We start from the raw sequence: 13,224 nt of genomic DNA, 5'->3' as shown, positions 1-13,224 counted from the left end.
TCGCGTCTCGGTATACGGGTTATGGATTCACCAACCGAGACGGACCGTATGCCCCAGACCTCGCACATCGCAAGCAATCGGGGGCGAATTGTCAGCCCCCGTGGAGAACCTGCGGCTCTGCGAGGTCGATCCACGGACGTCCCGCCGAACCGCTTGACTCGGCGGGGCACAGTCAGCATCATGCACCCATTGGTCTATTTTCCAGAACAATAAACCAATGGGTCGAACCCACGGGGTTCACGCGACACATGACGAACGGAGACCGATGACACCGCGAACCGACGAGGACGAGCCGACAGCAGAAGGCGATCCCCTGTGGGCGCCGCTGGTGGGCGTCACCGGTCGGCGTTACGCGGGAGCCATGTTGTTCCCGCAGTACCCGGCGATGTGGGACGGAGTGTTCGTCGATGTGGGCGTCCAGCTGTACGCGCGGAACATCGCGGCGGCCGGAGGCATGACTGTCTTCCTGCCGCGGGACTCACCGGCCGAAGCCCTGGTCCAGCGGCTCGACGCGCTCGTGCTGTCCGGTGGAGCCGACGTACACCCGCGCTTCTACGGCGGCCAGGTCACCGCCGACACCACGCCGCTCGACGCCGAGCAGGACGAGTTCGACATCGCGATCGTCCGGGCGGCGATCGCGCGCGGTATCCCGGTGCTGGGCACCTGCCGGGGTCACGAGGTCCTGAACGTCGCACTGGGCGGGACCGTGTACGACCACCACCTGCCGGGCCACGAGCGGCGCGACCAGGCGGCGGCGCTCCCCGCACACGGGGTGAACTTCGTCGAGGGCACCACCCTGCACTCCCTCTACGGGAAGCGGGCCCAGGTCAACAGCATGCATCACATGGCGGTCGACGCCGTGGCGCCCGGCGTCCGGGTGGCCGGACGCTCCGACGACGGACTCGTCGAGGCCATCGAGTGCGTCGACCATGACGTCCTCGGCGTCCAGTGGCATCCCGAGGCCCACGCGGCACCGGACCCCGCCTTCCGCTGGCTCGTGGAGCGGGCCCGCGCCCGGGCATCGGCGTCGGCCGCGCACACCCCGGCCTGAGAGCTCCTCCCCTGCTCCGAGAACGCCCCTGCTTCGCGAACGTCCGACGAAAGGGCCACCCCATGTCCACGTCCGAGCAACTCGTCCTCGCCGGCACCCGCATGCCGTCCGCCGACGGGAAGACCTTCACCGTCTACGAGCCGGCGACCGGAGCGGCGCTCGCGGAGGTGGCGTACGCCTCCGTCGAGGACGTCGACCGAGCCGTGGCGGCGGCGGTGACGGCCCAGGAGTCGTGGGCCGACTGGACGCCCTCGGCCCGCGCAGCCGTGCTCCACCGCTGGGCCGACCTCGTCGAGGCACGCGCGGAGGAACTCGCCGTCCTGCAGACCCGGGAGAACGGGCTGACGATCCGCGAGTCCCGGGGCATGCTCTGGGCCACCTCGGCACTGCTGCGTTACAGCGCCGACGCGGTCGACAAGATCGTCGGCGAGACCATCCCCAACGACGCCGGCGGTCTGCTGATGACGCAGCGCGAGCCGCTCGGCGTCGTGGCGGCGATCACGGCGTGGAACGGGCCGATCGCCATGGCGGCGCAGAAGGCCGGCCCCGCGCTCGTCACCGGGAACACGGTCGTCCTCAAGCCCTCCGAACTGGCCCCGCTGACCTCGCTGATCTTCGGTGACCTCGCCAGTGAGGCAGGGCTCCCCGAGGGCTGTCTCAGCATCCTCCCCGGCGACGGCTCGGTGGGCCGGGCTCTGGTCGAGAACCGCGATGTGGCGCGCGTGACCTTCACCGGCTCGACCGCGACGGGTCAGGACATCGCGCGGCGTGCCGCGAGCACGTTCAAGCGGCTGACGCTGGAGCTCGGCGGCAAGTCCGCGGCCATCGTCTTCGCCGACGCCGACCTCGACCGGGTCTGCGCGGTCGCGCCGGAGGCGATGTTCGGCCTCGCGGGCCAGGACTGCTGCGCGCGGTCCCGGCTGCTGATCCACGAGAGCGTCTACGACCAGGTCGTCGAGGGGTACTCGCGGACCTCGGCGCGTCTGAAGGTGGGCGACCCCCTGGACGAGACCACGGACCTCGGTCCGCTGATCTCGGTCGCCCACCGCGACCGCGTCCACGGATTCGTCGAGGAGAGCGTCGCCGACGGGGCCGTGGCCGTCACCGGCGGCGCCAAGCCCACCGGTCTTCCCGAGGGCGGCGGTTGGTACGTCCCCACCGTGCTCACGGGGGTGCGCTCCGACATGCGGGTCGCCCAGGAAGAGGTGTTCGGCCCGGTCGTCAGCGTGATCCCGTTCGCCACCGAGGAGGAGGCGATCCGGCTCGCCAACGACACGCGGTACGGACTGTCGGGGTCGATCTGGACCGGGAACATCGCACGGGCCATCCGCGTCTCGCGCAAGGTGAGGAGCGGCGTCCTGGCGGTCAACTCGAACACGTCCAACTACCTCCAGGCGCCGTTCGGCGGGGTCAAGCAGTCGGGCATCGGCCGGGCGAACGGCCTGGCCGGGCTTGAGGCGAACACCGAACTCAAGACCTTGTTCATGGACGGCACGTGACCTCGCGTTACGCTGACCAGGTGTCAACCGACGACAGCACGGCTTCCGCGGGTCTGCGACCGGTGGACATCGCTCCGGCCCACAGCGTGGTCGTGCGCTACCTGAGGCGTGCCATTCACCTGTACGAATTCCCCGCCGGATCGAGGCTTCCCTCGGAACGGGACCTCGCCACCCGGCTCGGCGTGTCCCGCGCCACCCTCCGCGAGGCCCTGCGCAACCTCGAAGGCGCCGGCTACGTCGAGGTCCGCAGAGGTGCCGCGGGCGGCAACTTCGTCCTCGACCGCACCGGGTCTCTCGACGAGGTACGGCGCTGGTTCACCGACCAGGGAATCGACCTGGAGGCGATCTTCGACTTCAGGGCGACCGTGGAATCGCTGGCCGCACGCCGAGCGGCCACCCGCGCGGACCCGGCCCTGATCACCACGCTGCGCGATCTCAACGACCGCATGAGCCGCACCACCGACACCGGCGAGTTCCGGCAGTGCGACCAGCGCTTCCACATGCACATCGCCGAAGCGGCCCGGGCGGAGCTGGTACGCGACGCCGTCGAGGAAGCACGCGCCGCCCTGTTCCACCCCTACCGGCTCCCGACCCTGCGAGCCTTGCAGGACCGCTGTGTCCCCGAGCACGAGGCCATCATCGACGCCCTCGCCAACCACAAGGACACCGACGCGGCAACGCTCATGAACCAGCACATCCGCGCGACCGCCGACGCCGCCGACATCTTCGTACGGCCGGACGCGCGGGACTCGACATGACCGTGAGGTGGCCTACGAGCGGGTCGTAGGCCACCTCACGGTGCGGGCGTCGTGGATCACCTCATGGTGCGGACGCCGGTCTTCGCCTTCAGAGCGGCAGACCGGGACGGTCCGTACCGACGATCTGCTTGCCCGAGAAGAAGCCGAGCAGGTCCCTGTCGCCGTGGCCGCCGAAGCCACCGTCCCCGAAGAAGCTCTGCACCGACCCTTCGGACATGTCCAGCACGCTCGAACCGTTGATCTTGACCTCGCCGGCCACCAGCCGGGTGCCCAGCGCGACTCCCGCGTCGATGTCGGTCGTCATCACATAGGCGGCCAGTCCCACCTGACCGGCGTTCGCCAGGGCCACCGCCTGCTCCTCGGTGTCGTACGGCTGCACGCTGAGCAGCGGCCCGAACATCTCGCCGGCGGCGTCGAGTCCCTCGCCGTAGGCGATGGTCGGACCGAAGAACCAGCCCTTGTCCGGCACGTCGTCGACCCGGAGGAGTCGGGCGCCCGCTGCGGCGAACTCCCTTACCTGGCCCTCCAGTTCGGTCCGCCGGGCCTCGAAGGCGACGGGTCCGACCCGGGTCGCGGCATCGAGACTGGAGCCCACCCGCCACCGGCCGGCCTCGGCGAACAGCGCGGAGACAAGGTCGGGCAGCAGCGCGCGGGCGACCAGCACCCGTCGCGGTGCCTCACACCACTGACCCGACAGCTTGAGCGAGCCGGAGACGATGACGCTCGCGGCTTCCACCACATCCGCGTCGCTCCTCACCACAACGGGGTTGTTCGATCCCAGCTCCAGTTGGAGCCTGGCGAACCGGGGTGCCGCGACGGCCGCGATGGCCCGCCCGGTCGGCGTCGAGCCGGTCATCGAGATCGCACGGACACGGGAGTCGGACACCACCGCGGTACCGACGTCGCCCCCGCCCAGCACCATGTTCACGACACCGGCCGGAACGCCCGCTTCGTGCGCCGCTCGTACGACCAGCTCAGCACTCCACGGTGATGCGGGCGACGGCTTGAGAACCACGGGGGCGCCCGCCGCCAGCGCGTAGGCCAGCTTCTTGACCGCCATCGCGGACGGCGCGTTCCAGGGCACGATCAGCGCCGTCGGACCCCACGGGACATGGCGGACCGTCACCGGACGATCGTCGGAGGACACCGAGTACACATCGCCCCGCTCGCGCAGCAGCCGCACCGCCTCACGGACGGTTCCGCTGTTCGACGAACCGAAGAGTGCGGTGACGCTGATCGGAACACCGCTGTTCAGGGCGTCGAGACGAGCGATCTCCTGCCCCAGGCCGTCAAGCCGGTCCGCCCAGGCGAGAAGAATCCCGGCCCGCCCCTCGGGTCCCAGAGCCAGCCAGTCCCCGTCGCTGTGCGCCCGTGCGGCGGCGGCGATGGCGCGCTCGACCTGGTCGGGCGAGCTGGCCAGGTTAGGGGCCAGGACCTCTCCGGTGTTGGGATCGAACAGGTCGCCCGCGGGAACGGGGGATTCCTCGGGTGCGCCGTCGACCCAGGTGAGGAGTTCAGGAAATTCCATGGCTCAGATCCGATCGAGATAGCGCTCTGGATTACGGTCGGCGACCGTCGGCTGGGAGACATCTCCGAGGAGTTCCGGACGGGGAACCACGCGAGCTTCGATCCGCTCGTCGGACAGGCGGTGGCTGTCCAGTGCGGCGGCGACCAGCCAGTCGAAGGCCGGGTCGCCGCCGAACACCTCGGGATGCCACTGGACTCCGAGGAACCGGCCCTCCGCCGCCTCGATCGCCTCTACGACGCCGTCATCGGCCCGTCCGGTGACGGTGACCCCCTCGCCCGGCCTGGCGACGGCCTGGTGGTGGAAGGAGTTCACCACCGTCTCCGGCCCGTACAGGGTGTGAGCGACGGTCCCGGGCTCGAACGAGACACGGTGCACTCGGTCGGTCCGGTAGTAACTGGCCAGTCCGTGGGACTCGCCTTCGCCCGCCGGCAGGTCGGCCACGAGCGAGCCGCCGAGGACGACGTTGATCAGCTGACTGCCACGGCAGATACCGAGTACGGGGACGCCGTGCTTGAGGGCTTCGTGTATCAGCTCGGATTCGAAGGTGTCGCGCGTCCGGTCGATGCGCGACGTCTTCGCTCCGGCGACCTCGCCGTAGAGCCGCGGATCGACGTCCTCGCCGCCGGAGATCAGGATGCCGTCCAGGCTCTTGACCAATCGGCTCGGCGGCGCGTCCATCGGCAGGTGTACCGGCACACCGCCGGCGGTCAGCACGGACCTGGCGTAGTCGCTCACATAGATGTCGAGGGCGGTGTCGAAGAAGGGCTCGGGAAAACCGAGCATGTGTCCCGCACCGCGACGGCCGGTCAGGCCGATGAGGGGGGCTGAGTCGAAGTTCGTCATCAGACCGACCTGGTCACGGCGTCGGCGCCGAGGTCGGTGATCGAGCCCCGGCCCAGCAGCGTGAGCGTCGAGATCATCTCCTCCCGCAGGAGCCACAGCGCGTGTTCGACTCCGGCCTGTCCGCCGGCGGCGAGGGCGGCGGCGACAGGACGTCCGAGGAATACGGCCCTGGCCCCGAGGGCGACAGCCTTGACGATGTCGTTTCCCTGTCGTATCCCGCTGTCCAGGAGGATCTCGGCCTGTCCGCCCACCGCGGCCACCACCTCGGGAAGCTGCGCCAGCGCGGCGGGCACGCTGTCCAGCTGGCGCCCGCCGTGGTTGGACACGACGAGCGCCGACGCGCCCGCACCCACCGCGAGCTGTGCGTCCTCACCGTTCAGGATGCCCTTGGCTATCCACGGCAGGGACGTGTGCGACATCTCCGCGGCGAGTTCGTCCCAGCTCCAGACCGGTGCGGTCCTTGAGAAGAGCTGCCCGAACACCTCGCCGAGTTCACGGGGGCCCCACCACGCCGGATAGTTGCCGCCGAAGACCTCCCGCTGCACGTCGAACTTGTTGCGGAGGTTCCGTTCGCGCCAGCCGGCCGTCGGGCAGTCCACCGTCACACAGATCGCCGAGTATCCGGCTTCCTCGATCCGCTTGAGCATGCGCCGAAAGCCGGCGGGGTCCCCCATCGGGTGGAGCTGGCAGATACGCGCCGCGGCAGGCGCGGCGCTTGCCACGTCCTCCATGGAGAACGTGCCCGCCTCGGGGACGACGCTGATGACACCATGGGCGGCGTTCGCCCGGGCGACCGCCTTGTGTCCCTCGGGAGCGAACATGCCGTCGGCGCCGAACGGCGCTGTCAGGACGGGCAGGGAGAGCGGTATCCCCAGCACGGTGGTGGAGGTCTCCGGCGACGCCAGACCGCTCATGACCCTCGGGCGGAACTGCCAACGGGCGAACTCGGCCCGGTTGGCGCGCAGCGTGATCTCGCTGCCCGCGCCGCCGTCAAGGTAGTCCCACGCTCCGCGCCCAAGGTTCTCCTTGGCTTTGGAGAACGCTTCCTCAATGGTCGCGAACGGGGGCTCGACGACCGGAGAAGTGGTCGGCGAACTCGACTCAGTGGTCACGTCCTGCTCCATTCGGTGATCGTGGTGAAGCAACGTTGTGGGCGCGTCGGCCGGCGATTCGCGACGGCGGCCCGGCAAGGGCGGGCCAGCTCAGCCACACAGATGAGAAGATCTTCTCCGTTACGCCAAATTACCGGCGCCTCGGCATGACCGTCAAGGAGACATGAGTCAAAGTTCTCATGTCGCCGGACTCGGTGATCTTCGTCAGACGATCTCGAAGTAGCGCTGGATCTCCCAGCGCGGGATGTGCGCCGCCGTGAGAGCGGCGTACGCCTGGACCTCGTGCTCCCGGCTCTGCGCGTAGAGCTCGACCACGTCGTCCCCGAGCCACTCGCGAGCCAGTTCGGACTTCCGCAGCAGGGCCGCCGCCGTGGCGAGATCCTGCGGCAGCTCCCGGCCCGGCACCGGAGCGCCCGGTTCGATCAGCTCTTCGGACCCGAGGATGCCGTCGACCCCGCCCGCGAGGCACGCGGCGATCGCGAGGTAGGGATGGAAGTCACTGCCTCCACGCCGGTTCTCGAAACGGGCCGAGTCCTCCGAGAGGGTGATCGCACGGAGGGCGGTCGTGCGGTTGTCCCAGCCCCAGTCGAGGGTGACGGGTGCGAAGAAGCCGGGAACGTAACGGCGGTAGGAGTTCGGCCAGGGCGCGAAGAACGCCGTGCACTCGTGCGAGGCACGGAGCGCGCCGGCCGCGTAGTGACGCCCCTCCTCGCTGAGCGTGTCGGGCTTACCGCCCCAGAACACGTTCTTGCCGTCCTTCCACAGGCTCTGGTGCAGGTGGCCGGAGGTCCCCTGTTCGGCCAGGTTCACCTTGGCCATGAAGGAGACGAAGAAGCCGTGGCGCTGCGCGACCTGCCGCAGCAGCACCTTGAAGCGCGTGGCCATGTCCGCCGCCTGGAGCGCCGGGGCCGGGGCCAGCGCCGCCTCGATGTGGTGGGTGCCGACCTCGGTCATCATCATCTCGATCGGAATGCCGTAGGCGCGCGCCGAGTCGTCCAGGTCTGTCGCGAACTCGCCGAAGTCGGCCCATCGCGTCAGGCTGTAGCACTGGTTGCTCCGCGAGATGCGGGTCATGCCGGGCACGTCGCCGGCTCGTCGGGCCCGGTCGGAGTCAGGGTCGTCCCGGAAGATGGTGAACTCGAACTCCACGCCGAAGACACCTTCGTACCCGTGCGACGCCGCCCGGTCGATGACGTTGCGAAGAACGCTGCGCGGGTGCATCGGATGCCGTTCGTGGCCCTTGGTCTCACCGTCGGCCAGCACGGCGACCACGCCCGGCTCGCCGGGCATCGCGCGCGCCGTCGACCAGTCGGGGGCCAGCAACATGTCGCCGTTTCCGGCCTCCTCAGCACTGAGGGCGGTGTCGAAGAGATCGTCGTCCACGGTCGCGGCCAGGTACACCTCGGTGATGGGAATACCCTTCCCCGATCGCACCTTGTCGGCGGACAGGTACTTCCCGCGCAGACCGCCGTTGAGGTCGGGAGTCTCGACCCGTACGCGGGTCACGTCGCCGAAGCGTTCGAGTTCCGACGGGGACGTCGACGCCGGACGGGCCTGGTCACTCATGATTGGCTCCCACTGTCACTCTTGGCTGACAACTCAGCTGTCCTTGCGGCACAAGCACATGCGGTTTGGATCGACCACCGGAAGCCGGGGCCGCAGGGCCTCGGGATGTCATTGCACCCGGATGGCCGGGAACGGGATGCCGCGGGCGACGGCCACCGGGGGCCGATCGGCTCGCACTCGTCCTGCGTGAGTCCGGAGGGAGCCGGCCTGGGCTCCTCCCCGTTCTCACCGCGATCCGCGGATACGGGGAACGCCCGGGCAACGGTGCCCGGCGCCTCCCGCGGGCGGCGCGCGCAAAGCGTTGCGCGGAACCTGGGCCACACGCTCGCGCCCGCGTCCTGATCAGACCTGTCTCGGTTCACTCGCGGCAGCAGCCGACAGGTGAGACCGCTCGCCGTACGGGTTGGACCATTGGTCTGCACCGTAGAGCATTGAACCGGTCGGGACAATAGGCTTCGGCATGCGGGTTCGGTACCCAAAGAGGATGGCGTGGAGCACCTTGACTCCCTCCTTGGATTTTGCACCCAGGCCATGGGAAATGCCGCAAGTTGCTTGACAGTCCACCCCATCCACCGCCACGGTATGGCTCGCATAAAGGAACGCCTCCTCGCATACCGAGACGTTGAATGCTCGACGGCAAGGCTCGGGGCAGCAACAACCACGTGTGCGCTCATCCCCGGATGACCTCCACACGACGGGCTCCCCCGGTTCCGCCGACCCCCTGCCGAAGGTGACGTCTCGGAAGCCGGCTCCGACAACCCAGGAGATCCAATGAGCCAATCGCTGGGAAAGCCCACGTCAGCGCCCCCCGGAGCAAGTACCGACCGCAAACTCTCAGGCTCCATCGGTCTCGGCACACTGACGTTCATGGTGCTCGCGATGGCCGCACCCCTCACGGTCGCGGCCCTGAGTACGCCGATCGGCATTCTGGTCGGCAACGGCCCCGGGTACCCCGCCGCCTACATAGCCGCGACAGTGATCCTCGCCCTGTTCGCGGTGGGATTCGTGGCCATGACCCCGCACGTCGGCGAGGCCGGCGCCTTCTACACCTACGTCACACGAGGCCTGGGACGCAGGCTCGGGGTCGGGGCGGGATTCCTCGCCCTGGTCACCTACACCGCCAACATGTTCGGCATCCTCGGCTTCATCGGTCAGGCGATCAGCAACCTGATGGTGCAGTACGGCCTCCCCGCCGGAAAGTGGTGGGTGTGGGCAGCGGCGGTGATCGCGCTCGTCGGCTTCCTCGGCTACCGGCGGATCGACCTGTCCGGCAAGGTTCTCGGAGTGTTGCTCATCGCCGAGGTGGTCGTCGTTGTCGTCGTCGATGCCGCGGTCCTCGTCAAGAACGGCCCGGAGGGCTACTCGTCGGGGGTCGTGCACCTCTCGGCGATGACCTCGGGCTCGCCGGCCCTCGCGCTCATGTTCGCCATCGGAGCGTTCGTCGGTTTCGAGAGCACCGCCATCTACCGCGACGAGGTCCGTGACCCCCAGCGGACCATCCCGCGGGCGACGTATCTGGCGCTGGCCCTGATCGGCGGCTTCTACACCGTCACGGCCTGGCTGATGGTCACCGCGTGGGGTGACGACGGGGTCGTGGGCCGGGCGGCGAAGGATCCCAGCACGATGTTCATGGACACGGCGCAGAACTTCGCGGGCAAGGTGACCGCGGATGTGGTGAGCGTCCTGATCGTGACCAGCGCGCTCGCCTGCGTCCTCAGTCTGCACAACGTGCTGGCACGCTACTACTTCAACCTCGGCAACACCGAGGTGCTGCCCGCGAGGCTGGCACAGGCGCACCCTCGTCACGGGTCGCCCGGGTTCGCGTCGAACATGCAGACCGTCATCAGCGCCGTGTTCATCGCGGTCTGCGTCGCGGTGGGACTCGACCCCGTCGTGCAGGTGGCCACGTGGTTCGGTGGCATCCTGGCGGTCGGGATCGTCCTCCTCATGCTGCTCACCTGTTGCGCGGTGCTCGTCTTCTTCCGGCGCAACCCGGTCGACCCGCGGCCGTGGAACAGCCTCATCGCTCCCGGCCTCGGCGCGCTCGGTCTGGCCGTGGTCCTGACGATCATGATCCGCAACCTGCCTCTCCTCATGGGCGGCTCCGACGTTCTCGGGTTCGTCGCGGGTGCCGCTCTGGTCCTCGCCGTGCTCGGAGGCATCCTGGTGGCACACCTGCGGCCCCGTGCCGCGTCGGCGGCCACCGATCAGAACACGGAGAGTCCTGTGTAGGCCCCGACCGCCGGGGTGAGAGCGTTCGTCGATGGATCCGGCTCGGCGGCGGCATGTCGTGGGGCTCGGGTCGACGTACCGGCCCCGGCCACCGCCCCGACTCTCGTGGTCCCGAAGTCGGTCCGCGGGCCCGTGACCTGGTGCGAGAGCTCGGCTCAAGGCCTGTCGTCCGAGGACGGTGATAGCGTTGACGCCGTGTCGACGCCAGGTTCCGCGACTCGCGCCGACTCGGCGCGCACGCACCAACGCTTGCTCGATGCCGCGGGCGAACTGCTCGCCCAGCAGGGAACCACCTTCACGCTCCCCGACCTGGCCCGTCAGGCCCGCGTCTCGACAGCGACGGTCTATCGCCACTTCAGCGACGTCCACGACGTGTTCGACACCTACTACAGAGCCCTGTTCGCCGACCTTCTCCAACGAATCAGCGCGAGTGCCGGCGAAGTCGATCCGCTCACCGCGTTCCACTCCATCTGCGATCAGTGGGTTCGCGGTGCGATGAGCTGGGGCCGTTCGGCCACTCACATTCGTAGCGCGCGCGGATATCTCGCGCGCCTGCGGGACGACAGTGAAGACCACCTCACACAGCGTTTCAACGCGGTCCTCACCGGCGCCATCGAGGCATTGGCCGCCGACCCCGAACTCGGCAGGTTCCTGAGCCCGATCGACGTCGACTACGCCGTCCTGTTGTGGATCACGATGTTCGACGAGCGGGTCGTGGTCGACCTCACCGAGGTACTCGGCTGGTCGGCGGAACGCGCCTCGGCCGAACTCGCCGAATCGCTGCTCGGGGCGTGGCGACAGGGCCGCACAGCCGTGTGACACCGAACAGTTGACTCGGTGAACGCGCAACCCGTGCGGTTCGCGCACACCGGCCTGGTGAGAAGCGGTGGTGCACAACCCAGTGACCCCGGGAGCGGCATGCGTGGCGGCCCGGGTCATCTCCCGCGCGCAAGTGCGGTGGGACTTCACGGCCCACCGCAGCAACGGCTTCGGATCTCGCTTCGCGCCCCCACGTATCCGGCTCGACCGCGGCCGACAGGGCCGGTCCCGGATCCACGACGCGCTCGCGTCCTCCCTCCGGCCGCCGCGCCCGCCCGACCTGCGACGACAGGGGGTGCAGCGCTGGATGCCACACCCATGGCGGCTGGCTCCAGGCCGCGGAACCTCGTCAGTTGCCCCCAGCCGCGTCGGCGGGCTTCGGGGGCACGGCCGCCGCGGCCCCGTGCCGGAACGACGCCCCCACATGACTCTCGGGAAGCCTCACCCGGTCGACGCCGAACAGGTGCTCGCGCAGGGTGTCACCCTGGTACGCCGTCCTGGCGAGACCCCGTTCCCGCAGGACGGGCAGGATCCGGTCGACGAAGTCGTCATAGGTGCCCGGTGTGGTGAAGGGCTCGATGAGGAAGCCGTCGACGCCCGTGCGGTCCACGAACTCCTCGACCTCGTCGGCGATCTGCTCGGGAGTGCCGACGAACCCCAGCCCGGTCGTCCCGTGGACCCTCAGGTGTTCCAGCATCTCGCCGATCGTCTGCGGCTGCCGCTCGGCGCCCTTGCCGCTCTCGTACTTCTCGACCAGCGACTTGGAACTGTCCGGCGTCGTCTGCCGGCTGCCGGGAATGGGCTTGTCCATGTCGGCGTCGGTCAGCTCGATGCCCGTGTGGTACGACCACTCCAGCTTGGCGGACTCCAGCGTCGAGTAGCCGGCCATCTCCGTACGCCGTCGTACGGCTTCCTCCGCGCTGTCGCCGGTGATGAACAGCGCGCCGCAGACGAACTTGATCGCGTCGGCGTCGCGCCCGAACTCGTCCTGCGCCAGGCTGCGGATGGCCGCGATGTCGGCGATCGCCTTCTCCGGGTGGCTGCCCGGGATGAAGACGGCCTCGGCGTACTTGGCGGCGAACCGGCGGCCGGCGCTCGACGTGCCCGCCTGGAAGAGCAGCGGAGTGCGCTGCGGGGACGGCGGCACGGGAAGCGCGCCCTCGCACTTGAAGTAGGGCCCCTCGTGCTTGATCTCGTGGACCTTGGCGGGATCGGCGTAGATCCGCCTGACCTTGTCGTTGACGACGGCGTCGTCCTCCCAGGAGCCCTCCCACAGCTTGAGGGTCACCTCCAGGAAGTCGTCCGCGATCGCATAGCGTTCGGCATGCGGCCGTATCGCGGTGCCGAACAGGCGCGTGGTGGACTCCTGGTTCGCGCCCGTCACGATGTTCCATCCGATGCGCCCGCCGCTCAGGGAGTCGAGCGTCGAGAGCCGGCGGGCGATGTGGGCGGGCGGCTCCGTCATGGTGGACATCGTCGCCACCAGTCCGAGCCGGGAGGTCGCGGCCGCGATGGCGGACAGGGCGACCAGCGGGTCGCCCATGGGGAAGGCGACCGCGTCCTCGACCGCGCGCTCCGCCATCGTGCCGTTCTTCAGCGGATAGGCGAACTGGTCGGCCAGGAACAGGAAGTCGATGCCTCCCTCCTCCAGTTTGCGGCCCAGCTTCGTCCAGTAGTCCAGCGTGAGGAACTCCCCCGACGTGTTCTCCGGGTGCGCCCAGATGCCGGTGACCAGGCCCGCCATGCTCAGACCCTGGATGACTCCGAAACTGAGTGGCTCTCGCTCAGTACTCATGTCCACTACCTCCAACTACTG

Annotated in this window: 10 protein-coding genes; 5 read left to right on the top strand and 5 right to left on the bottom strand. The window is 69.1% G+C overall.

Features of this window, described 5'->3' with window-relative positions; genetic code table 11:
* The first annotated feature begins 265 nt into the window (after positions 1-265).
* The 3 genes from ACH4YP_RS23115 to ACH4YP_RS23105 all read left to right on the top strand — a co-directional run bounded on the left by ACH4YP_RS23115 (position 266) and on the right by ACH4YP_RS23105 (position 3,308).
* Complete coding sequence (locus tag ACH4YP_RS23115) at positions 266-1,051, top strand: gamma-glutamyl-gamma-aminobutyrate hydrolase family protein (protein ID WP_398492167.1); 786 nt, start codon at positions 266-268, stop codon at positions 1,049-1,051.
* Between the two features lie 62 nt (positions 1,052-1,113).
* Entirely contained in the window at positions 1,114-2,550 is a 1,437-nt protein-coding gene (locus ACH4YP_RS23110; RefSeq protein WP_398492166.1) for an aldehyde dehydrogenase family protein, read from the top strand.
* 20 nt (positions 2,551-2,570) lie between these two features.
* Positions 2,571-3,308 carry an FCD domain-containing protein gene (locus tag ACH4YP_RS23105; RefSeq protein ID WP_361065329.1) on the top strand — a complete coding sequence of 246 codons (738 nt, stop codon included), beginning with the start codon at positions 2,571-2,573 and terminating at the stop codon, positions 3,306-3,308.
* Positions 3,309-3,396: 88 nt separating this feature from the next.
* Here ACH4YP_RS23105 and ACH4YP_RS23100 read toward each other — a convergent pair whose 3' ends face one another.
* The 4 genes from ACH4YP_RS23100 to ACH4YP_RS23085 all read right to left on the bottom strand — a co-directional run bounded on the left by ACH4YP_RS23100 (position 3,397) and on the right by ACH4YP_RS23085 (position 8,357).
* Positions 3,397-4,836, bottom strand: a complete 1,440-nt coding sequence (locus ACH4YP_RS23100; protein WP_398492164.1) for an aldehyde dehydrogenase family protein — start codon at positions 4,834-4,836, stop codon at positions 3,397-3,399.
* Between the two features lie 3 nt (positions 4,837-4,839).
* Positions 4,840-5,679 carry a gamma-glutamyl-gamma-aminobutyrate hydrolase family protein gene (locus ACH4YP_RS23095; RefSeq protein ID WP_361065335.1) on the bottom strand — a complete coding sequence of 280 codons (840 nt, stop codon included), beginning with the start codon at positions 5,677-5,679 and terminating at the stop codon, positions 4,840-4,842.
* Positions 5,679-6,791, bottom strand: coding sequence for an alpha-hydroxy acid oxidase (locus ACH4YP_RS23090; protein ID WP_361065338.1), 1,113 nt, complete (start codon positions 6,789-6,791; stop codon positions 5,679-5,681). Before ACH4YP_RS23090 ends, ACH4YP_RS23095 begins: the two co-directional genes overlap by 1 nt.
* 204 nt (positions 6,792-6,995) lie before the next feature.
* Positions 6,996-8,357: a glutamine synthetase family protein gene (locus ACH4YP_RS23085; protein WP_361065341.1), complete on the bottom strand. Its 1,362-nt coding sequence runs from the start codon at positions 8,355-8,357 to the stop codon at positions 6,996-6,998.
* Positions 8,358-9,128: 771 nt separating this feature from the next.
* Between ACH4YP_RS23085 and ACH4YP_RS23080 the strand changes: the two genes are divergently transcribed.
* Entirely contained in the window at positions 9,129-10,589 is a 1,461-nt protein-coding gene (locus ACH4YP_RS23080; protein WP_398492161.1) for an APC family permease, read from the top strand.
* A gap of 195 nt (positions 10,590-10,784) precedes the next feature.
* Positions 10,785-11,408 carry a TetR/AcrR family transcriptional regulator gene (locus ACH4YP_RS23075; protein ID WP_398492159.1) on the top strand — a complete coding sequence of 208 codons (624 nt, stop codon included), beginning with the start codon at positions 10,785-10,787 and terminating at the stop codon, positions 11,406-11,408.
* Between the two features lie 349 nt (positions 11,409-11,757).
* Here the strand turns inward: ACH4YP_RS23075 and ACH4YP_RS23070 are convergent, their stop codons facing one another.
* Entirely contained in the window at positions 11,758-13,203 is a 1,446-nt protein-coding gene (locus ACH4YP_RS23070; protein ID WP_398492157.1) for an NtaA/DmoA family FMN-dependent monooxygenase, read from the bottom strand.
* Positions 13,204-13,224: the final 21 nt, after the last annotated feature.

Origin of the sequence: Streptomyces sp. NPDC020747, assembly GCF_044334695.1 — a bacterium.
In the GTDB taxonomy this organism is placed as follows: Bacteria; Actinomycetota; Actinomycetes; order Streptomycetales; family Streptomycetaceae; genus Streptomyces.
This window is presented reverse-complemented; position numbering and strand designations above follow the sequence as displayed.